Origin of the sequence: Enterococcus sp. 10F3_DIV0382, assembly GCF_002140245.1 — a bacterium.
In the GTDB taxonomy this organism is placed as follows: domain Bacteria; phylum Bacillota; class Bacilli; order Lactobacillales; family Enterococcaceae; genus Enterococcus_B; species Enterococcus_B lactis.
This window is the reverse complement of record NZ_NGMF01000001.1, coordinates 338168-360907: the sequence shown is the minus strand read 5'-3', so window position 1 is coordinate 360907 and position 22740 is coordinate 338168. Positions and strand designations below refer to the sequence as shown.

The following is a 22740-nucleotide window of genomic DNA, read 5'->3' as shown; positions in this document are numbered from 1 at the left end:
TTTTTTTATTTTAAAAAGAGATAAGTGTGAACCTTCTCTTTTATTAACTACGCGAAAAATTCCCATCAATTTAAAATAACAATAATTTTTATTCAATTTAAATTAAATAACACACATTTTATACATTTTCCTTCTTTAAAATCTATTTAAATTATATATAATAACACATTTATGTTCAACGTGTTTTTAAAATAAAGTTTTAAAAAACTACATTTATTTTTATTTGCTATCAAAAATAACGATAATTAAAAAAACCGAAAAAGGACATCGCCCTTTTTCGGTCATTTTTATTGATTATGAACGTGAATCTGCTGTAACAGAAACATTTGCCCATGGGTTTGGTACATCATAAGACCAATCCCAGTCTTTGACGCGGTCGTTCACTGGCAATACTTCGTTACGGAACAACGTTGGAATCGCAAATGCTTCTTCAAACGCATACTGTTGCCATTTTTGATAGGCTTCTTTCAAATAGTCTTCATCAAATGCTTGGCTTGAACTGATATCGTTGATCAATTTTGTATTTTCTTCTGATTCATAACGAGTGTAGTTGAATGCTGCATTCGGTCCCCATAGTCCACTTGGATTTGGATCAGTTCCTGTATTCCAAGCAGCTTGGTAAACATCGATTTCAGGATCATCGTTTTCTAATTTATCGTAGAAAGAGTTGAATTCAATCAGACGACCTGTTGTGTATTGGACATCCAAACCGATTTCTTTCCATTGTTGGATATAGTAATCTGCCAATGGTTGCGCTGTTTCTCCACCAGACATCGAAGCAAAGTTGATGGTTAATTTGTTTCCATCTTTGTCTTCTCTTAACCCATCGTCGTCCACATCTTTGTAGCCGGCATCATCCAATAGTTTTTTCGCTTTGTCTAAATCTTGCGTGAATCCTTTCAACTCATCATCATGATAAGATTGGAATACTGGAGGGATCAATGAAGTGGCATTGCTTCTTAATCCTGCATAGAAACGTTCGCCTACTGCATCATTGTCTAAAGCATAGCCCATTGCTTGACGTAATGATTTATCTGCCATTTTTGAATCCGGGTTGTATTCTACACTCTTTGTTTCCGCGTTCCATTTACCTAGTTTAAATCCTAGATAAGTATAAGATGTTTGTTCACGACCTAAATTTGTATAGCCGGAAATTTCTTTATACGTATCATATGTGTCTGTTGGCATTTGGAAAATCATATCGTATAATTTAGAGTTCAATGCTTCAGTTGCACTGGCTGTTGGTACAGATTTCATCGTGATTTTTTTCAGTTTAGGCGTACCATTCCAGTAATGCTCATTTGGCAAGTATTCCACAGATTCTCCAGCTACGATGTTGCTCATGTAGTACGGTCCGAAAGTTACTGGGTTTTTACGTACTTGATCGCTAGATTCCATATCTTTGATTGCTATACCTTCCAATGTATGTTTCGGTGCTGCATAAGACCAAATCCCGCCACCAGCTTGCAGCATGCTTGGGTTTACATCTTTATATTCGATCTCAACTGTTTTGTCATCCACTTTTTTGATACCAGAGATCGTATCGGCACTTCCATCATGATACTCTTCCATCCCTACGATATTACGGAACGTATCGTCGTATCGGATACCAGTGTAATCTTTATGACCGATGATCTCATATGGGAAAATCACGTCATCAGCTGTTACGTCTTCACCATCTGACCATTTGACATTGTCTTTTATTTTGATTGTTGCTTTCTTCGTATCTTGATCTAGGTCAAGCGTAGCTGCTCCATCATCGGTGATTCGGAAATCATCGTTACTTGCAAATAACGCTTCATGAGAAGGAGCCATGAAAGCTGCATCAAAAGAATCTTGATAAAACTCCCACTGGAACAATCCTTTGAACTGACTGTCCGTTGCGACCGCAGCTTCTAATTCACCGTCTTCGATTGCATCATCATTGTTTTTTGTTGCGATTGGAAAAGTTAATTCCTCTTTGTTATTGCTGTTGCCTCCAGAGTTATTTCCAGAAGTATCTGTACCTCCGCCCCCGCATGCTGCAAGAACAACAGCAGACATCAGCGTTGCAAATCCAAAAATCGTTTTCTTCATTCCTATTTCCCCCTTCGCTTCTATAACTAGCCTAACCGTTGGCGTGCATCTGCAGAACGCTTGAATGCCTGTCCAACATAATTGATACTCAACATCAAAACTAAAATGAGGATTGATGCGGGTAACCAGATCCATTGCCGATTCACTAAGACTTCTCCATTACTTGCATAACCGATCAGTGTACCTAAACTAGGTACATTTGCCGGCAAACCGAAACCTAAGAAAGTCAAAGTTGTCTCGATACCGATGTTTGCCGCAAAGTTCATTGTCAAGTTCGTAATGATCAATGAACTTAGATTCGGCATAATTTCGCGGAACATGATTTTAAAATCACTTGTTCCCATTGTTTTTGAGGCACTGACATAATCTCTTCTTGCTTCAGATAATGTCTTGCTTCGGAATAATCGGGCTTTAGCTACCCAATAAAATGCACTCATGATGAAAATAAAGGACCAGACATTGTATCTGGAAATAATCGAAACGAAGACGATGATGATCAACATAATCGGTAGAATCATGATAAAATCAACAATTCGCATCAAGATGTTGTCAATGATCCCTCCGTAGTAGCCAGAGATGATCCCTAATCCAACCCCGATGATCGAAGTAAGGATCGTGATCGCAAATCCGATCGTGACAGAGTTTCTAGCACCTATGATCAATTGACCTAATACATCACGTCCGCCTTCATCTGCTCCCAGAATGAACTTTTGTCCTTGTGTCGAAACTGCTCCTGGGGCAGCATATTTGTCAAAAATACTAACATACATCACTTTATCTTGATCGGTCAGCATCGCACCGATAAAAATCACTAATAATAAAACCACTAGCAAACCTAATGAAAAAATAGCGATTTTATCTTTTTTAAATTCTCGAGCAATCATTCGTATCCCCATAGGAGGGATACTTTCTTGAACTGCTGTATTGTTTTTTTCACTCATCGATCCATTCTCCTTTCTGATTGGTTTTATTGAATCCGAATACGCGGGTCAACGATACTCATAATAATATCTGACAGTAACGTCCCCACTAGCGTCGCGATTCCTAAAATCAATACTAAGGATGTGATCACGGTGTAGTCTCGTTGACCAATAGAGTCAATAAATAGTTTCCCGACTCCTGGATAGCCAAAAATCTTTTCGATAACTACAGAACCAGCAATCAACGAAGTGATTTCATACCCCATTTGCGAAGCCATCGGCAACGCTGCATTCCGGAAGATATGTCTACTGAATACTTTATTCGTCGGTACCCCTTTGGAACGGGCTGTTCTGACAAAATCAAGCGACTTCGAATCGATTACTTCGCTTCGCAGATATTGGATCGTAACGGCAGTCGCCAGAAATGCTTGGGTAATCGATGGTAGCAGAATATATTTCAAGCGATCTATCCACTGAGTGATAAATCCCCCTTGCAAACCTAGTGTTTGAGAACCGCTTGTTGGGAACCAGCCTAAACGATAACCAAAAACAAACAGCATGATCAAGCCGAAGATGAATAACGGAACAGCAAAACTAAAGAAGTTATAAATCACGACGATCTTATCCAAGATCGAATTTTGATACCGGCCTGCTAGCATCCCTAGAGGCACAGCAATCAAATAAGTAAGGACAACTGTCAAGATCGATAGATATAACGTGTTGATGATCCGTTCACCGATTAGGTCAGCAACAGAGCGTTTGTATAAGAAACTTTGACCAAAATCGCCTTGCAAAGCATTTCCGATCCAACGGAAGTACTGGACATACCATGGGTCATTCAATCCAGCTGATTGTCGCATTTGTTCGATCACTGCCGGATCTTGGTTTGGGTTGATCAAACCAGTAAATGGATCCCCTGGCATCGCTTGGGCTAATAAGAAGATCAGAACACTTAAAATAATAACTTGCGGGATCATCAATAAAACACGTCGCAGAATCGTTTTCCACATTAGCTCGCACCTCCATCTTTCAACGCCACTTTATGTGTAGTTGTGATCGTACGCAAATCGTAGACTCGGCCAGTCGCATCATAGTATTCTCTTTGGTTTTGGATATACTCTTGTTCTACTTTTCGGCGATTTTCTTTGTGGCTTTCCCGATTTTCTACATCGATTTGCGGAATTGCTGAAAGCAGACGTTTCGTATAGATGTGGCGCGGGTCATTATAAATGTCCTCTCTTGTACCGATTTCTACAAATCGACCTTTGTACATAATTGCGATATTGTCGCACATATGTTTTACTACACCTAAATCATGAGAAATAAATAAATAGCTGAGACCGTATTCTTGCTGGATCCGTTTCATGAAATTCAATACTTGTGCTTGAACAGATAGATCTAGAGCAGATACCGGTTCATCGGCCACGATTAATTTTGGATTAGTAGCAACAGCGCGGGCTACTCCTAGACGTTGGCGTTGTCCCCCTGAAAATTCATGAGGATATTTGTAAAGTGCATCTTCCGGCATCCCAACGATATCTAGCAATCCTTTTACCTTCTTCTTTTCTTCTTGATCGCTTAACCGTTCAAAATTTCGGATAGGTTCTGCAATGATATCCAATACTCGTTTTTTAGGATTCAAACTAGACATTGAATCTTGGAAAATCATTTGTACGTCTTTGTTATAACCCATTTTTTTTCGGTTGCTTCGCTTCGTTACATCTTTTCCTTCATACATGATTTGTCCAGCTGTCGTCTTTTCTAAACCAACGACTGCTTTTCCTGTAGTGGATTTTCCGGAACCGGACTCTCCCACCAAACCATACGTCTTTCCTTTTTCGATAATAAAATCCACACCATCTACAGCATATACATGATCCGTTACTCGATTGAAGAATCCACTGCGAATAGGGTAATGAACTTTCAGGTCTTTGATCGTGATTAATTCTGTCATCTACACCTCTCCTTTTTCGTCTCTAAAGTGGAAATGCTTGTAGCAAGAGCAACGTACCAAATGGTTCGGAGCGACTTCATGAAGGATAGGATCTTCTTCGTGGTCACTTGCTGGTATCCACGGAATACGTGGAGCAAATCGGCACCCTTTACGAGGCATGTTTTTCAGAGAAGGAACCACACCTTCGATCACATGGAGTTCTGCATCATGATTTCCTTCTTGAGGTATAGAGTTCAATAAAGAGCGCGTATAAGGATGTTTCGGATGATCAAACAGTTCTTTTACACCCGCTACTTCAACAAACTGTCCGCCATACATCACTGCCACTCGATCAGCCATTTCTGCTACGACTCCTAAGTCATGAGTGATCAGGATGATTCCTGTTTTTGTTTCTTCCTGAAGATCTTTCAGTAAATCAAGAATCTGTGCTTGGATGGTTACATCTAGGGCTGTCGTCGGTTCATCTGCAATGACGATTGGAGGTTTGCAGGCGATTGCGATCGCGATGATGACACGTTGTCTCATACCGCCTGATAATTCATGGGGATATTGACGTCCAACTCTTGCTGGATTAGGAATCCCTACTTGTTCTAGTAATTCCAGTGCGCGAGCTTGACGCTGTTCTGCATTCATCTTTGTGTGATAGGAAAGTCCTTCTTTGATCTGGTCTTCGATTCTCATGAGAGGATTTAATGCAGACAACGGATCTTGGAAAATCATTCCGATATCATTTCCGCGGATTTTATTATAAAGCGTTTCGTTCAGTTCGATTAAATTCAGATCGTTATATAAAATTTCACCTGTAATTTTTGTGTTATTAGGATCAAGTAATCCCATAATCGTAGTAGCTAATGTACTTTTCCCGCACCCAGATTCCCCAACGATTGCTAAGATCTCGTTTTTGTCTAAAGTAAATGAAACATCATCTACTGCATCATAATAGTCATCTTTGAGTCGGAAGCCTGTATGTAGGTTCTGAACTTCTAATAATTGATTATCTGACAATCGAATACCCCTCTCTGCTTCCTAAACGGAAGTTTTTCTTAGTAAAGAAAGAACATTACACATAATAAAGCGTTTTATAACAAAGGTTATTCTTATCTTTGTGTAATGAATTATTAATAATTATATAGAAAACCGCTTTACTTTGCAACATAATTTCTAATTATCGCCAGAATTATCAGAAAAATGTCTTTTCCGTGTCAGAAAGATTAAAAAAAGAAGGATAAAAAGTTGCATATAACTTTTTATCCTTCTTTGCTTTTATTGAAATTATTTGAGATGGCTGCTGATATAATCTACTGCACCGCCAACTGTTTCAATTTGTTCAGCGTCTTCATCTGAAATTTCTGTACCGAATTCATCTTCAAGTTCTAAAACGAACTCCATAATACTAATTGAATCAGCTTTTAAATCATCTTTGATGTTCAATTCATCCGACACTTTATCGGTATCTATCTCAAAATGATTTGAAATAATTTTCGCTACTTTGTTAAATACTTCTTCGCGAGTCAACTTTTTCACCTCCAAGAATCATACACTTGTCAATTACCTACACCATGGCTAATTTTACTGACATTTTTCAGGATTGTCCACCTTTTTTTAACGAACCGGATTGCCTCAGCTATCTGAATATTATTCTTCGCTTTTTTCAAATTGTTCGACTAACTGCCCTACTACATTTGTTTCAAGCATCGTGTGGATTTGGCGGATCGTATAGCGGACAGCATCAGGACCTGTTGCTCCGTGGGTTTTAATGACTGGTGCTTTCAAGCCAAACAAAACAGCTCCGCCATGTTTGGAATAATCCATTTCAGATTTTAAAGAACGCAAGCCGTCTTTTAAAAGCATGGCGCCCATTTTCCCTTTGATCCCTTCGTTTAGAATAGCGGATTTTAATAGATCCATCATATTCATTGCCGTTCCTTCAATGGATTTCAAAACAGCATTGCCTGTAAATCCATCTGTGACTACTACGTCAGCCACCCCATTGAGCAACTCGCGCGCTTCTACATTTCCAATGAAATTCAAACTGGTTTCATTCTGAAGAAGTTCATAGGCTTTTTTCGTCACTTCACTACCTTTTGTGGCTTCTGTTCCGTTGTTTAAAAGAGCAACGCGGGGACGTCCGATCCCTCGGACTTTACGTGCATAGAAAGAACCTAAAATACCGTATTGCAACAAATGTTCTGGTTTATTTTCTGCGTTAGCGCCAAGATCCAGCATATCGAAACCGGCACCTTCTTTTCCTACTACTGGCAAGGTAGACATCAAGCCAGGGCGTTCGATATTTTTGATACGTCCTACGATGAACAAACCCGCTGCTAGCAGCGCACCTGTATTCCCTGCTGAAAATATAGCATCCGCTTCGCCGTTTTTCACTGCTTGTGCAGCAAGGACCATTGAAGCAGTCTTTTTCCGTCGGATCGCTTTTACTGGCTCATCATCACTATTGATTTTTTCGTCTGTATGGATAATCGTGATGTTTTTTTCATTTGTTAAGTATTTCTTGATTTCTGCTTCTTTTCCGTAAAGTAAGAATTCTACTTCTGGAAAATCTTGCTGAGCTAAAGCCACGCCTTCTACAATTGCTTGAGGTGCGTGATCTCCGCCCATTGCATCTACGGCAATTTTCATTGTTCCCACTCCTTTTTCCATCATCATTATAAAGTATAGCATAGTCTGCTAATCGAAATAACGATTATCCTGATTTTCTATCTGGAGGCTTTGTGCTAGAGGCTGATACTCAGGCAGCATCTGCCAATTCTTTATCTGCCAAAGAGCTGCAGCCTCTTCTCTGGCTACCTCCAAAACATTTCCATCCGTCACCAAGTCAGCAATCGCAAATTGAGGTAAACCAGATTGTCGGAAGCCGAATACTTCACCGGGACCGCGTAATTCCAGATCTTTTTCACTTAGTACAAAACCATTGGTGGTCTCTGTCATGATTTTCATCCGTTCCACGCCTAGTTCATTTTTGGGATTAGCAACTAAGATACAGTAGGAAGCATCACTTCCGCGTCCAACACGTCCACGAAGCTGATGCAGCTGTGCCAAACCAAATCGATCCGCATCCATAATCAGCATGACGGTTGCGTTTGGCACGTTTACCCCTACTTCTATTACCGTAGTAGAAACTAATATCTGCATCTGGTTATCTTTGAAAGCTTCCATGATCACTTCTTTTTCCTGATTCTTCATTTTACCATGTAACAAGCCAACTTCATATTTTGGCGCAAATAGTTCACGAAGTTTTTCATAGATTTCCACTGCGTTTTTTACGTCTAATGCTTCTGATTCTTCGATCAGTGGACAGATGACATACATTTGATGTCCTCTTGCCAGTTCTTTCCTTGTCCAATCCAGTACACTGTCTAATTGAGGTGTTCTTACCCAGCGTGTTTCAATAGGGATACGCCCAGCTGGAAGTTCATCAATGATCGATACATCCATTTCACCGTACGCTGTGATAGCTAGCGTTCTAGGGATCGGAGTGGCTGTCATAAACAAGACATCAGGTCGCCAGCCTTTTTCACGAAGGACTTTCCGCTGATTCACACCAAAACGGTGCTGTTCATCCGTAATAACTAGACCTAAATTCTGAAATTCAACTCCATCTTGGATCAATGCATGTGTACCGATCACGACGTTGATTTCTCCTCGTTCTAGTTTTTCAAGGAGTTCACGTCGTTCTTTTGTTTTCGTTGACCCTGTAAGCAATGCGACCGTTACTTCATTGGGATCAAACAGCTGTTGCAAACTTTCCATGTGCTGTTGTGCCAAGATTTCGGTAGGCACCATCAACGCACCTTGGAAACCCGCTGTAACGGTGGCATATAATGCAATTGCGGCAACCACTGTTTTTCCGCTACCTACATCTCCCTGCAAAAGTCGCTGCATATGTTGAGGACTGCGAAGATCCCGACAGATTTCATTCGTTACTCGTTTTTGGGCATTTGTCAGTTCAAAAGGTAGCTTTTGAGTAAATTCTTTTAATTTTTGGACATCATAAAGGATCTCCAAGCCATTTGTTTCTGCTTTTTCTGCTTTTTTCAATCCTTGAAGACGCATTTGAAATAAAAAGAATTCTTCAAAAACGACACGTCGTTTGGCTTGGTGATTTTCTTCGTGGTTTTTCGGAAAGTGCATACTTCTTACAGCGGAAGCTCGGTCAAGTAGTCGATATTTCTCCACAAGGTTGTTCGGCAGGTTTTCTTCGATCAATGTGCCGTATTCTTGGAACCCTTTTTTGATTAGATCAACTAATGTCGTTTGACGAATCGATTTATTGACGTGATATATCGGCGAAAAGTCATCCATTGTTTGAGAACCTAAAATCTTCATCCCGTTCAAGGCTTTACGCTTTGCATCCCATTTACCGTATACGGCGATTTCCTCCGATAAAATGACTTTTTCTTTTAGATAAGGTTGATTAAAAAAAGAAACGTTGAACACATCATGTTCTTGCATCATACGAAATTGCAATCGGCTTTTTTTATAACCAAATCGATTCATCACAGGAGGAGAGACTACGATTCCTTTCAAAGTAACCTTTTCTTGATCTTGGATCTCGTTTAGATTTCTTTCCTGAATATCTTCGTAGCGAAAAGGATAATAAGTCAGTAAGTCTTCAATCGTTTGGATACCCAAGCTGGCAAGACTAGCTGCTCTTTTTTCTCCGACTCCTGCCAGCATAGTGATTGGATCATCTAAAGAACGCATATATTTTTTCCTCCCTCCTTTAACAAAAAAAGGACTTGGTCAGTGATCATACCTGATCACTAACCGAAGGCCTTTTATGAATGAATACTGTGTTAGAAAGATATTCTGTCACAGGAATTATTCAGCAGAAAATAGATAAGGATAGACAGGCTGATCTCCTTGGTGGATCTCGATTTCCAAATCAGGATGTTTTTCTGTTAGTTTCTCAGCAAATTCATTTGCTTGTTCAACTGTTCCTTCATCACCTGCTAAGATCGTTACGATCTCTGTGTCCTCATTGATCATTTGTTCTAGTGTACTTAACGCTGTTGCTGTGATATCTGGGTTAGAGATCATGATTTTTCCATCAATCATGCCTAAAAAGTCGCCTTCTTTGATCTCTACACCGTCGATTGAGGTATCTCTGATTGCGTGAGTGACTTGACCACTTACGACGCTAGACAACATTTCTGTCATCGTTTCTTTGTTTTCTTCTAAAGAAGCTTGATCATTGAATGAAAGCATAGCCGTCAATCCTTGAGAAATCGTTCTTGAAGGAACGACTGCTACTGGGATATCTGCTACTTCTGCCGCTTGATCAGCTGCCATGAAGATGTTTTTGTTGTTCGGTAAGACAATCACTTTATCTGCGTTCACTTCTTGGATCGCTTTAACGATGTCTTCCGTACTTGGGTTCATTGTTTGCCCACCACTGATAACATAATTAGCGCCTAAACTTTCAAACAGCTCTTGGACGCCTTTACCAGCAGCGATTGCTACGATACCATACGGGATACGTGGTGTTTCTTTTTTCGCAAACTCGTTCACTTCTTCATCATGTTCCAAAATCGTCTCATGCTGCAAGCGCATGTTGTCGACTTTGATTTTGACTAATGAACCGAATTTTTGTCCATAGTTCAAGACTTCTCCTGGGTTTTCTGTATGCACGTGAACTTTGATGATCTCGTCATCATTGACCACAAGTAAAGAATCTCCAATACCATCTAAATAATTACGGAATTCTTCGTAGTCGAACGTGCTATCAACAGTAGGTCCTTCACCGATTTTCACCATGATTTCTGTACAATAACCAAAATGGATATCTTCTGTCGCCATTTGTCCTTGGACACTGCGATGGTGCTCTGCATTGACCATATCATCCATTTCTGCTGGAGAAGGTTCATATGTTTCATCCGCTTGGAATTCTCCATTCAATGCGCTTAAAAAGCCCTCATAAACAAACAGCAATCCTTGTCCTCCACTGTCTACAACACCGACTTCTTTTAGGACTGGAAGCAAGTCTGGGGTTTTAGCTAAAGCACGTTTTGCTCCTTTTACAACAGCTGTCATCACTTCAACGACATCGTCTGTACTCTTAGCTTTCTTTTCTCCAGCTTTTGCTGCTTCTCTAGCTACTGTCAAAATCGTTCCTTCTACTGGTTTCATTACTGCTTTATACGCAGTTTCAACACCATGAGTGAATGCTGCAGCAAGATCAGAAGCATTTAATGAGACAACATCTGGAATTTGCTTAGAAAATCCTCGGAACAATTGAGACAAAATAACGCCGGAATTTCCGCGCGCACCCATCAACAATCCTTTTGAAAGCATTGCTGCTAATTCTCCTACTTTTTCTGAGGTTGAATCTACTACTGCCTTCGCTCCACTAGTCATAGATAGATTCATATTTGTTCCCGTATCACCATCTGGCACAGGGAATACATTTAATGAATTGACGTATTCTGCATTTACTTGCAGACGATTCGCACCAGCCTGCACCATTTCCTGGAACTGGCTTGCACTTATTTCTGTTACACTCACCTAGATAATCCTCCTTCAGATCGACTGCTGAGTTATCAGCCAGTCTCCTGCCTAGTCTGGCAGTACACGAACACCTTGTACAAAGACATTAACCGAATTGGCAGCTACACCTAATAATGCCTCTAGATTGTATTTCACTTTTTCTTGGACGTTGCGAGAAACTTCAGAGATTTTCGTACCATAGCTGATAATCGTATAAACATCTACAGCAATACCATTATCTTCTTGGCGGACAACTACTCCTCTTGAGTAATTTTCTTTACGCAAAATCTCAGTAATATTATCTTTAATTTGATTTTTGCTGGCCATTCCTACAACACCGAACACATCTGTCGCGGCGCCACCAACAACTGTTGCAATTACATCATTGGTAATTTCAATGGTTCCAGCTGACGTTTGAATTTTTACAGCCATGAATGAGCCTCCTTAACGGGTAAAATACTCCCATTTTTCTTCTATCATATTTTATCATAGCGCAACTTGAAATAAAAGGCAGTTACCCAAAGTACTCAAAAACCTTGCAAAATTTCAGGTATAACCCTGTTTAATTTACAATTATTCTTCACAAATGTCAATTGTATCCATGAAAATGTACTTGCAAATTTCCAATCTATATGATATGTTAGTCTGGTATGAGCTGAATTATTCTATTGCTCCAAATCAAGGCAAAGGAGGAAATTACCATGGCAAAAGTTTGTTACTTTACAGGTCGCAAGACAAAAAGTGGAAACAACCGTTCACACGCTATGAACTCAACAAAACGTACTGTTAAACCTAACTTACAAAAAGTTCGCGTTATGGTCGACGGAAAACCTAAAAAAGTTTGGGTGTCAACTCGTGCTTTGAAATCAGGAAAAGTTGAACGCGTTTAATTGAATGATACTTGGACCGTTCAGATAGTGAACGGTTTTTTATTTAATAAAAATTTTGGCGGGTGGAATTTTTGATTCCTCCCCTTTTTTTGTGTTTATTTTTGTTATACGAACAAATTGTGAAGTTATTTATTCCCAAATTTTATTTTTTTATGAAAACTAGACTCTTTTTAAGCAGAGAAAAACAAGGATATGATAAACTAAATACAACTTCATAGAAATTTGGTGGAAAATAAATATGAAAAAAAACTTAAAGTCATTCTTTAGAGAAAACGGACGCTACGCAGCAGCTAGTTTCCTGATTCCGTTTTTGATTTTAGCACTTGTTTATTTAAGTATCGGGATCTATCCTGGGAGCAGCAGAAGTATTTTGGCAAGTGATGCCTTTTCACAATTTTCTAATTTTCATGCAAGCTTCCGAAATGTCCTTCTTGGAAAGCAAAGTATTTTCTATACATGGAATGCTTCTCTGGGCTTGAATTATCTATCTTTGATTTCTTATTATCTCGGCGGGATCTTCACGCCACTGGTTTTCTTCTTTCCAAACCAGATGATGCCAGATGCACTTTATGTTCTGACTTTACTTAAAGTCGGCTGTGCCGGATTAGCTTTTTGGTTTCTTGCACGCACGTTCAAGATTCCTCGCTGGGGGCATGTTGCACTTAGCGTCAGTTACGCATTGATCTCATTCATTACTGCACATTCGGAGATCATCATGTGGCTGGATGCATTTGTTTATCTTCCATTAGTGATTTTGGGGATTCATCGTGTCATGGATCTGAAACGGCCGAAACTTTTATTCATCAGCTATTTGCTCTTGTTTCTATCCAGTTTTTATATGGGCTTCATGATTGGTGTCTTTTCTTTCTTATATTTTATTGCCCGTCTATTGACAAACTGGTCAGAATACAAAAAATCGATTGTTCCTTATGGGATCACTTCTTTACTGGCAGGCGGCGCTTCAATGATCATTGTATTGCCAGCAGTACTGGATCTTCGCTCAAATGGCGAAGCATTGAGTCAAATCACTACGTTGAAAACAGAAGCGACTTCTTATCTGGATCTGATCATGAAAAACATGATTGGTGTTTATGACACCACAAAATACGGTTCGATTCCGTTCATTTACGCAGGTCTACTTCCGTTGGTCCTTTGCTTGTTTTATTTTGCCAGTCGGAAAGTACCGTTGAAAAATAAGTTTTTGTACGGTGGTCTTTTCGCCATACTTATCGCAAGTTTTTATCTTGTCCCATTGAATTTGTTCTGGCATGGTATGCATGCACCGAATATGTTTTTATTCCGTTATGCCTATCTGTTCTCTTTCTTAGTTCTCCTGCTTGCAGGAAAAGGATGGGAAAAGATAGAACAAGACGATCGTGGGCTGTTGTTAGGAATCATTTTGGTCGTAGCTGCTCTCTTTGCGGTGGCATGGGGCATCAAACCTGAAGGAAGCTACACCTATGTGACGATGACTTCCTTTGTATTGACAGTTGTTTTCTTAGGGATCTATGCTTTTGCTGTGGGATTTTATCAGCATAAAAAACTTTCCTTCAATCATCTAAGTATATTGTTGTTATTGATCATGTCTGCTGAGGCTCTAGTCAATACGAACAGCATGATCCATGGTATCCTTGATGATTGGAATTATGCTTCCCGCAGTTTGTATACGGATCCTTCTCCTGACTTGAAAGCTCTTGTAAATGAAACAAAAGAAGATTCTGACTCGTTTTACCGCTTAGAAAATCTGGATCCGGTATCGCCAAACGATTCGATCAACTACGGTTACAGTGGCATCAGCTTGTTTTCTTCTATAAGAAATCGTAATTCTTCCTCTTATCTGGATACATTAGGGTTTCGTTCAAGAGGGACAAATTTGAATATCCGTTACAATAATAATACTTTGCTGATGGATGGCTTTACAGGGATCAAATACAACATTTCTAAGAACGAAAGCACGTTCAGCAAATATGGCTTCCGCCAAGCTGGTCAAAGCGGCGACTATACACTGTATCAGAATGTCAATGCATTGCCACTGGCATTTACCGCACCGTTATCCGTTAATGATATTGAGCAGCCCGTAACAGATAATTTAACTAGTCAGACAAACTTGATCAATACATTATCTGGTCTAAATGAACAGTATTTTACATTCTATACGCCTACTTTGAAGAATCAGTTAAATACGACAATCACAAAAACAACGACTGGTGTGACTTATTCAGAGACGGCAGACAATCAACCGAAAGAGCTCACATGGGAAGTCCATGTACCTGCAAATACACAAGCTTACTTAAGTTTGTTCCCAACCAATTTTGCACAATTAGAAAGTTCTAGTGCAACGATTACTGTCAATGGTACATCGAGGAAAACGCAAATCAATATTTCTGGACAATACTATGATCTTGGCTATTATCCCCAAGAGACAACGGTGACATTTACTGCAAGTTTTTATGGGACGAAAGAAGTAAGTTTCATGGAGCCGAAAGTCGTTGGTCTAGATGTTGTAGCCTATCAAGCCGCAATGAATCAGATCAAAGAAAAAGGTGTCGAAATGGAAGCCTCTGGCAGAAAAGCTTCTGGAACTGTAGATACCGCAGAAGATTCTATGTTGGTGACAACTATTCCTTACGACAAAGGATGGAAAGCCGAAATCGATGGGAAGCCAGTCAAAGTCAGCAACTTCAAAAACGCATTCTTGATGCTAAAAGTTCCAGCAGGTAAACACACGGTTACTTTCAGCTACTTGCCTGAAGGATTTATAATAGGTGCAATCCTTTTTGTACTATGCATTGCATTGTTTATTCTCTATGTCTGGTACCTTGACCGCAATCAACCCTTCTATGGCACGATTGATCCAACAATAGAAGAAAAACCGCGAAATACACACAGAAGAAGACGAAGAAAATAAAGAAACGATGGAACCTGTTCAGACTGTCTGCCAAGGGCAATCAAAACAACGTTCCATCGTTTTTAGTTACAAAAAAGTAGTGTGGCAAAAAGAAGGTTCACTTATCCATGCTTCGTTCACAAGTTGTGATATTCATCAAACGTGAGAAGCTGTTTTTTGAAATTGTTTCTTGTGACTCAGAGCTAAATGGCAGGCTCACAACCTCTTCCTTAAACAGTGTTCAATCAACTGTCCTTCGGTATTAGCTCAACAAATGGCAAAATATGAGAAACTATTTTGGTTTGGCTGTTCTTATTACTTGATGCAGAACCGCTTTTTCACAACCTCTTATTCATATTTCACTTCATACAAATAAAGTCCTTCAGGGTGTGCTGTAGGTCCTGCTGCATTACGATCTTTTTTCGCAATAATATCTGGGATACTATCTTCAGGCAATCGGCCATTGCCAATTTTCAAAAGCGTTCCTACTAAGATCCGTATCATCTTATACAAGAAGCCATTTCCCCTAAAAGTAAACAACAATTCGTCTTTTGTTTCATTAACCTCCATCTTAGCCTCGTAGATCGTACGTACTTTATCCTCTATCGAGCTTCCTGATGCACAAAAAGAGGTGAAATCGTGGGTCCCTAATAAATCAGGAAGTGCCCGCTGAATTTTTTCCAAATCAAGGGGGTAAGGAAAATAACTTGCATAATGGCGTCGAAAAGGACTGCGTGGTTTCCCTATATCTACTCGAAATTGATAAGTTTTTTCTTTGACCAAATATCTTGCATGGAATTCTTCTGAAACGATTTCTACTTGTCTTACAGCGATATCCTCTGGTGACTGGGTATCTAACGCAAAACGCATTCGTTCTAACGGGCGTTCTTCTGGATAATCAAAATGGATCACTTGCCCGATTGCATGTACTCCGGCATCTGTCCTTCCCGAACCAAAGACCGTGATTTCTTTCCCATTTGCCATTTTTTGTAATGTTTTTTCTACTTCTTCTTGAACAGTACGTCCATTTGGCTGTTTCTGGAACCCATTGAAATTTGTTCCGTCGTATGCAATGATTGCTTTGTAACGTACCATGGTTTTCTCTCCTTTGTTTCTAAAAAGTTGTCTAGAAATAGTGGTTTTTCCAGATAATGTTGTTTGTTCTTTTTTTCAAATAAAAGAAAGAGGCCTGTGACATTAGTCTGCCACAGACCCTAATGTTTCTTGTCATACACTGCTCGCATACTTTCTTGCAAATAGATTAGCAAGAAAAGGATAGATAGCGGTCCACTGAACGTTTATCCTCTTAAAAAGATCAGCAGCACGGTTAATAATATAAAAGCAATGATAACCATCGTGTCTCTATTATGCCAATGCAAGACACGATATTTCGTTCTTCCTTCCCCGCCCTTGTAGCCCCTTGCTTCCATAGCGGTCGCAAGATCTTCCGCTCGGTTGAAACTGCTGACAAATAAAGGAATCAGCAAAGGAATGACTGCTTTCATTTTCTGAACTAGATTGCCTTCACCAAAGTCAACACCACGCGCGCGCTGAGCGTTCATGATCTTTTCTGTTTCATCCATCAATGTAGGCACAAAACGAAGAGCAATCGACAGCATCAAAGAAATTTCGTGGACTGGGAACCGTACGGCTTTCAATGGACGAAGCAAGTACTCAATCGCATCAGATAATTCCAAAGGCGGTGTAGTAAGCGTGAGTAGCGTCGACATAAAAATAATCAACACGAATCGGCAGAAAATAAAGAGACCGTTCATCACACCAAATTCAGTGATATGGAAAACACCCCAACTCCAATAAGTTTCTCCTCCGCTGGTGAACAAGATTTGCAAAGCTACAGTAAAGAGGATCAGCCAAATCAATGGGCGAATACCTCGGATAAAAAATTTCAAGTCTACTTTTGATAAGAAGACAGAAAATAATGTGAAAACTGCCAATACAAGATATGTTTCCCAATTATTTGCTAAAAAAATGATACCAATAAAATAAAAACTGGCTAATAATTTGGCTCGGGGATCCAATTGATGGATCAAGGAATCTCCTGGCATATAACGACCAAATATCAATTTATTCATCATGGGCATTTCCTCCAGCAGAATGGACGATGGCGTCTGCTAATTCTTCAGCTGTCAAAGGTAAGGTAGTGAAGTCCATCCCTTTAGCCATTAATTCTTCTGCAAATTCTGTGGCAGTAGGTACGCCTAACTGTTTTTCTTTTAGCCATTTGATGTTTTGAAAAACCTCTTGAGGCTGCCCGCTATTAACGATTCGCCCCTTCTCCAGTACATAGACATAGTCTGCAAAATTGGCTACATCATCCATTAAATGCGTCACTAAAACAATAGTAATCTGTTGTTCCTTATGAAGACGCCAAAACATCTCCATCATTTCTTTTCTGCCCTGAGGATCAAGCCCTGCCGTTGGTTCGTCCAATACAAGTACTTCAGGCTTCATGGCAAGCACACCAGCGATTGCTACTCTACGCATTTGCCCTCCTGAAAGTTCAAATGGTGAACGGTCCAAATAGCTTTCATCCAGTCCAACTTGTTCTAACGTTTCTTTTGCTAGTATCAGCGCTTCTTCTTCACTGACACCAAAGTTTTTAGGACCGAAGGCAATATCTTTTGCCACCGTTTCTTCGAATAGCTGTGCTTCTGGAAACTGAAAGACGATGCCGACTTTTTTTCGGATCGGCTTTAGATTTTTATTATCCGTATCTGGCTGAATGTCGCGTTCTCCAATATGGACGGTACCGCTTGTTGGCTTAACAAGCGCATTCAAATGTTGGAGTAAAGTTGATTTCCCGCTTCCGGTATGCCCTACTAATGCTGTATAACTGTTTTCTTTGATCGTCATATTGATGTCAAATAAGGCTCGTTGTTCAAAGGGTGTATTCGGCTGATAAGTGAAGTCTACTTGTTCAAAACGGATGTCCATAACCAATCCACCATCCTTTCTTCTGTCATATATTCACTTGGCACATCTACCCCGCGTTCTTTCAGTGCACGCTTCAGTTTTTCAGGAAATGGTAGATCTAGACCTAAATCAATCAGTTCGGGTCCCGCAGAAAAGATTTCTTTTGGTGTACCTTCACGGACAAGTTCTCCTTGCCTCATCACTAATATCCGATTGGCATTAGCTGCTTCATCAATATCGTGAGTGATAGATATAACGGTCAATTGACTTTCTTCTTTGATCTTCTTGATCGTAGAAATCACTTCTTCACGACCTTCTGGATCTAGCATACTTGTTGCTTCATCTAAAATAATGATATCAGGTCGTAAGGCAACCACGCCGGCAATAGCAACACGTTGTTTTTGTCCTCCTGATAAACGAGCAGGCTCGCGTGTAGCAAACTCAGCCATTCTAACTTTCTCAAGTGCATCTTTCACACGTATCAGCATTTCTTCTCTGGGAATCCCTTGATTTTCAAGACCAAACGCAACGTCATCTTCTACTGTCGAACCAACGAACTGATTGTCTGGATTTTGAAAAACCATTCCAACCATTTGCCGGATCGTCCAAATGTTTTCTTCATCCAATACTTGATTTCCGACTTTCACGACCCCTGATTCTGGCAGAAGTAGCCCATTGATTGTTTTGGCAAGTGTCGATTTTCCTGAACCATTGTGTCCAATAATAGCGATCCACTCACCTTTATCAATTGTAAAGGAGACATCTTTCAATGCGGGGCGAAGATCATCTGGCTGGTATTTATAATTTATTTTCTCTAATTCAATAATTGGCTCCATGATTACTCCTTCTTCATCCTAAAGTTCCTACTAACACTATCAAAAAAAGACAAAATTTTCAATTATTTCTCGCTTAAAATGTTTTTTTATGCCTTCAAGCAGAGATGTCATGACAGTTAATTGAAGGTATAAAAAAACACTTTATGATGAGTGCTTACTCCCCAAGCGATATTCGCTTGAGGAGCAGCGCTGAGCTAGACTCGGAAAAATATCTTCCAACATCATAACACTCTAAAAGAATCATCTATAAAGTGATGTTATTAGTGTGATTTTAGACAAGTTCTAAGACAACCATTGGTGCACCATCACCGCGTCTTGGTTCTGTCTTCAAAATGCGTGTGTATCCGCCTTGACGTTCTGCGTAACGAGGTGCAATATCGTTGAATAGTTTTTGTAAAGCTGATTCAATGACGATGTCCTCATTTTCTTCACGCACGCTGGCAACTTCATTACGTACGAAAGCCGCAGCTTGACGACGTGCATGCAAATCTCCGCGTTTACCTAAAGTGATCATTTTTTCTGCAGTTGAGCGAACTTCTTTCGCACGAGCTTCAGTAGTCACAATACGTTCGTTGATTAATAAATCAGTTGTTAAATCACGCAACATCGCTTTACGTTGGCTAGATGTGCGTCCTAGTTTACGATAACTCACGTTGGTTTCCCTCCTTCGTAAAAGGTTTTAATCTTCTTTACGTAAACCTAAACCTAAGTCGTGCAATTTTGCTTTAACTTCTTCTAATGACTTACGTCCTAAATTACGGACTTTGATCATTTCAGGCTCAGATTTATTTGTAAGTTCTTGTACAGTATTGATTCCTGCACGTTTCAAACAATTGTAAGAGCGAACAGACAAGTCTAACTCTTCGATCGTCATTTCCAACATTTTTTCTTTTTGTGTTTCTTCTTTTTCGACCATGATTTCAGCATTTTTTGCTTCATCAGTTAAGTTCACAAAAATATCCAAATGTTCAGTCATGATTTTCGCAGATAAACTCATTGCTTCCAACGGTTCGATTGAACCATCTGTCCAAATCTCCATCGTCAATTTATCAAAATCTTCACGGTGTCCAACACGTGTGTTCTCAACTTGATAGTTCACACGACGAACAGGTGTGTAGATTGAATCGACTGGAAGAACGCCAATTGGCATATCTTCTTTTTTATTTTCATCTGCTTGAACATAACCACGTCCAGGTTTCACTGTTAAGCGAGCATGGAACGTAGCTCCTTCAGAGACACTACAGATGTACATATCTTTGTTAAGAATTTCTACATCACTATCAACGATAATATCGCCAGCAGTTACTGTAGCAGGTCCGGTAATATCGATTTCAAGGGTTTTTTCTTCTTGGCCATACATTTTCAGCGCTAAGCCTTTAATGTTCAAGATGATTTGAGTGACGTCTTCTCTAACACCTTTGATGGTAGAGAATTCATGCAGTACACCATCGATTTGAATATTAGTGATGGCAGCACCTGGCAAAGAAGATAATAAAATACGACGTAGGGAATTCCCTAAAGTAGTCCCATACCCTCTTTCAAGAGGTTCAACGATGAACTTGCCATAATCTTTTTCTTCATCAATTTTTGCGATTCTTGGTTTTTCGAACTCAATCATTCTTATCTTTACCCCTTTCAAAACGAAAAGTGTCTTGTTCAATGACGTTACTGATAAAACTCAAAATGAGCGGCACTCATTAAACACGACGGCGTTTTGGAGGGCGGGCACCATTATGAGGAACTGGAGTCACGTCACGAATTGCAGTCACTTCTAAACCTGTAGCTTGTAATGAACGAATTGCTGCTTCACGTCCAGAACCAGGTCCTTTAACTGTTACTTCAACAGTCTTTAATCCGTGTTCCATTGCTGCTTTTGTAGCAGTTTCTGCTGCCATTTGAGCGGCAAAAGGAGTTGATTTTTTGCTTCCTTTGAAACCTAATGAACCAGCTGATGACCACGCTAATGCATTTCCGTGAGTATCAGTGATCATGATGATAGTGTTATTGAATGTAGAATGGATATGTGCAATACCTGCTTCTATATTCTTCTTCACACGGCGTTTACGATTCACTTTTTTTGCTGCCATGAAGTTTTAACCTCCTTCACTTAAGAATTATTTTTTCTTGCCAGCGATAGCGCGAGCTGGGCCTTTACGAGTACGTGCATTGTTTTTCGTGTTTTGTCCACGAACAGGCAATCCACGGCGATGACGGATTCCACGGTAAGAACCGATTTCCATCAAACGTTTGATGTTCAAGTTCACTTCACGACGAAGATCCCCTTCAACTTTTAATTTATCTACTTCCGCACGGATAGCATCTGTTTGTTCATTCGTTAATTCACGAACGCGAACATCTTCAGATACACCAGCATCAGCTAAGATCTTTTTAGCAGTAGTGTTACCAATACCATAGATATAAGTAAGTGAAACTACCACACGTTTATCACGAGGAATATCTACTCCTGCAATACGAGCCATATTTATAGCACCTCCAATTATCCTTGACGTTGTTTATGTTTTGGATTTGCTGGGCAAATCACCATAACGCGTCCTTTACGACGAATTACTTTACAATGTTCGCACATTGGTTTTACTGATGGTCTTACTTTCATGATAATACCTCCTGTAGTTTTACGGAGTACAATTATTTAAAGCGATAAGTAATACGGCCACGGTTAAGATCGTATGGAGACAATTCAACCGTTACTTTGTCACCAGGTAAGATACGGATGTAATGCATACGAATTTTACCTGAAACAGTAGCAAGAACTTGGTGTCCGTTTTCTAGTTCAACTTTAAACATTGCATTCGGCAAAGTTTCGACGACTGTACCTTCGACTTCAATCATATCTTCTTTTGCCACGCACAGTACCTCCTTGTACTTGTTTCGCATTTTCACACGATAAAATGGCGGAAACTGCAGTTCCCACCTCAAAATTCTCAAAATGGATCATCTAGAGGATTCTCTAGAAGTCGGACTGACATATTCTATCATAATTTATTGAACTTGACAAGAGTAACTGCATAATGCAAGTCGGCTACGGGCAATCGTGCTATTTTTCAATGATTTTTTGTACATCTGCAAATACAGCATCGATTTCACGAGCACCATCAATAGTGTTTAGCAAACCTTGTTCTTTATAATAAGCCAAGATTGGTTCACTATTTTTGATGTTGATAGCCAGACGATTTTTAACCGTCTCAGGTTTATCATCTTCTCTTTGATAGAATTCATGCCCACCGCAACGATCACATGTGTCTTCAACTTTTGTAGGGTTGAAAATTTTATGGTAAGTTGCTCCACAATTGCTGCAGATAAATCGGCCGGCTAGACGTTCGACCAAGATTTCTTCACCAACATGGATATCGATGACAGCATCAATTTTTTTATTCAAATCTTTTAGCATTGCGTCCAGAGCTTTTGCTTGATCTAGTGTACGTGGAAAGCCGTCTAATAAGAAGCCTTTCTCTGTATCTGGTTCAGCTAGTCGCTCTTTCACGATTCCATTTGTTACTTCATCAGGAACTAATGCACCTTTATCCATATAAGACTTTGCTTCCAGGCCAAGAGCTGTTTCGTTTTGCATCGCTGCGCGGAACATATCTCCTGTTGAGATGTGCGGAATACCATAAGCGTCAATGATTTTTTCAGCTTGTGTTCCTTTACCTGCGCCTGGCAGCCCCATTAAAATGAGGTTCATTGTTTTCCCTCCTAATAAATGTGTGAGAACGTGTGT

General features: G+C 39.9%; 23 protein-coding genes. 2 read left to right on the top strand and 21 right to left on the bottom strand.

Annotation, left to right across the window (positions count from 1 at the left end; genetic code table 11):
* Positions 1-294 precede the first annotated feature (294 nt).
* From A5849_RS01815 to A5849_RS01770, 10 genes are all read right to left on the bottom strand, one after another.
* Positions 295-2076 carry an oligopeptide ABC transporter substrate-binding protein gene (locus A5849_RS01815; RefSeq protein WP_002290476.1) on the bottom strand — a complete coding sequence of 594 codons (1782 nt, stop codon included), beginning with the start codon at positions 2074-2076 and terminating at the stop codon, positions 295-297.
* Positions 2077-2102: 26 nt separating this feature from the next.
* Entirely contained in the window at positions 2103-3017 is a 915-nt protein-coding gene (locus A5849_RS01810) for an ABC transporter permease (protein WP_002290475.1), read from the bottom strand.
* 26 nt (positions 3018-3043) lie between these two features.
* Positions 3044-4006 (bottom strand): oligopeptide ABC transporter permease, encoded by a 963-nt coding sequence (gene opp4B, locus A5849_RS01805; RefSeq protein ID WP_002290474.1) that lies wholly within the window; start codon positions 4004-4006, stop codon positions 3044-3046.
* Entirely contained in the window at positions 4006-4950 is a 945-nt protein-coding gene (locus A5849_RS01800) for an ABC transporter ATP-binding protein (RefSeq protein ID WP_002309831.1), read from the bottom strand. The genes opp4B and A5849_RS01800 overlap by 1 nt, the downstream gene beginning before the upstream one ends.
* On the bottom strand, positions 4951-5955 hold the full coding sequence (locus A5849_RS01795; RefSeq protein WP_002309832.1) for an ABC transporter ATP-binding protein: 1005 nt from the start codon (positions 5953-5955) through the stop codon (positions 4951-4953).
* A gap of 267 nt (positions 5956-6222) precedes the next feature.
* Positions 6223-6465, bottom strand: a complete 243-nt coding sequence (gene acpP, locus A5849_RS01790) for an acyl carrier protein (RefSeq protein ID WP_002290470.1) — start codon at positions 6463-6465, stop codon at positions 6223-6225.
* A 120-nt stretch (positions 6466-6585) separates the two neighbouring features.
* Positions 6586-7587, bottom strand: coding sequence for a phosphate acyltransferase PlsX (gene plsX, locus A5849_RS01785; protein ID WP_002290467.1), 1002 nt, complete (start codon positions 7585-7587; stop codon positions 6586-6588).
* Positions 7588-7635: 48 nt separating this feature from the next.
* The gene (gene recG, locus A5849_RS01780; RefSeq protein WP_002336161.1) at positions 7636-9672 is read right to left on the bottom strand and encodes an ATP-dependent DNA helicase RecG; all 2037 of its coding nucleotides are present in this window, start codon (positions 9670-9672) and stop codon (positions 7636-7638) included.
* Positions 9673-9789: 117 nt separating this feature from the next.
* Entirely contained in the window at positions 9790-11472 is a 1683-nt protein-coding gene (locus A5849_RS01775) for a DAK2 domain-containing protein (protein WP_002290465.1), read from the bottom strand.
* 51 nt (positions 11473-11523) lie between these two features.
* The gene (locus A5849_RS01770; RefSeq protein WP_002290464.1) at positions 11524-11886 is read right to left on the bottom strand and encodes an Asp23/Gls24 family envelope stress response protein; all 363 of its coding nucleotides are present in this window, start codon (positions 11884-11886) and stop codon (positions 11524-11526) included.
* A gap of 269 nt (positions 11887-12155) precedes the next feature.
* Between A5849_RS01770 and rpmB the strand changes: the two genes are divergently transcribed.
* Positions 12156-12344, top strand: a complete 189-nt coding sequence (rpmB, locus tag A5849_RS01760; protein WP_002290463.1) for a 50S ribosomal protein L28 — start codon at positions 12156-12158, stop codon at positions 12342-12344.
* A gap of 238 nt (positions 12345-12582) precedes the next feature.
* Positions 12583-15252: a YfhO family protein gene (locus tag A5849_RS01755; protein WP_002313939.1), complete on the top strand. Its 2670-nt coding sequence runs from the start codon at positions 12583-12585 to the stop codon at positions 15250-15252.
* Positions 15253-15579: 327 nt separating this feature from the next.
* Here A5849_RS01755 and truA read toward each other — a convergent pair whose 3' ends face one another.
* The 11 genes from truA to A5849_RS01700 all read right to left on the bottom strand — a co-directional run bounded on the left by truA (position 15580) and on the right by A5849_RS01700 (position 22704).
* Positions 15580-16326 carry a tRNA pseudouridine(38-40) synthase TruA gene (truA, locus tag A5849_RS01750; RefSeq protein WP_002290460.1) on the bottom strand — a complete coding sequence of 249 codons (747 nt, stop codon included), beginning with the start codon at positions 16324-16326 and terminating at the stop codon, positions 15580-15582.
* A 203-nt stretch (positions 16327-16529) separates the two neighbouring features.
* Positions 16530-17327, bottom strand: a complete 798-nt coding sequence (locus tag A5849_RS01745) for an energy-coupling factor transporter transmembrane protein EcfT (protein ID WP_002309837.1) — start codon at positions 17325-17327, stop codon at positions 16530-16532.
* Complete coding sequence (locus tag A5849_RS01740) at positions 17317-18186, bottom strand: energy-coupling factor ABC transporter ATP-binding protein (protein ID WP_002290457.1); 870 nt, start codon at positions 18184-18186, stop codon at positions 17317-17319. The genes A5849_RS01745 and A5849_RS01740 overlap by 11 nt, the downstream gene beginning before the upstream one ends.
* A complete protein-coding gene (locus A5849_RS01735) occupies positions 18162-19001 on the bottom strand; it encodes an energy-coupling factor ABC transporter ATP-binding protein (protein ID WP_002290456.1) in 840 nt (279 codons plus the stop codon). The genes A5849_RS01740 and A5849_RS01735 overlap by 25 nt, the downstream gene beginning before the upstream one ends.
* A gap of 271 nt (positions 19002-19272) precedes the next feature.
* Positions 19273-19653, bottom strand: a complete 381-nt coding sequence (gene rplQ, locus A5849_RS01730; protein ID WP_002288716.1) for a 50S ribosomal protein L17 — start codon at positions 19651-19653, stop codon at positions 19273-19275.
* 27 nt (positions 19654-19680) lie between these two features.
* The gene (locus A5849_RS01725) at positions 19681-20619 is read right to left on the bottom strand and encodes a DNA-directed RNA polymerase subunit alpha (RefSeq protein WP_002288715.1); all 939 of its coding nucleotides are present in this window, start codon (positions 20617-20619) and stop codon (positions 19681-19683) included.
* Positions 20620-20698: 79 nt separating this feature from the next.
* Entirely contained in the window at positions 20699-21088 is a 390-nt protein-coding gene (rpsK, locus tag A5849_RS01720) for a 30S ribosomal protein S11 (RefSeq protein ID WP_002288714.1), read from the bottom strand.
* Between the two features lie 27 nt (positions 21089-21115).
* A complete protein-coding gene (rpsM, locus tag A5849_RS01715; protein ID WP_002288713.1) occupies positions 21116-21481 on the bottom strand; it encodes a 30S ribosomal protein S13 in 366 nt (121 codons plus the stop codon).
* 17 nt (positions 21482-21498) lie between these two features.
* Positions 21499-21615, bottom strand: a complete 117-nt coding sequence (gene rpmJ, locus A5849_RS01710; protein WP_002288710.1) for a 50S ribosomal protein L36 — start codon at positions 21613-21615, stop codon at positions 21499-21501.
* A 32-nt stretch (positions 21616-21647) separates the two neighbouring features.
* Positions 21648-21866, bottom strand: a complete 219-nt coding sequence (gene infA, locus A5849_RS01705; RefSeq protein ID WP_002288695.1) for a translation initiation factor IF-1 — start codon at positions 21864-21866, stop codon at positions 21648-21650.
* Positions 21867-22056: 190 nt separating this feature from the next.
* Complete coding sequence (locus A5849_RS01700) at positions 22057-22704, bottom strand: adenylate kinase (RefSeq protein WP_002288690.1); 648 nt, start codon at positions 22702-22704, stop codon at positions 22057-22059.
* Between the last annotated feature and the right edge of the window lie 36 nt (positions 22705-22740).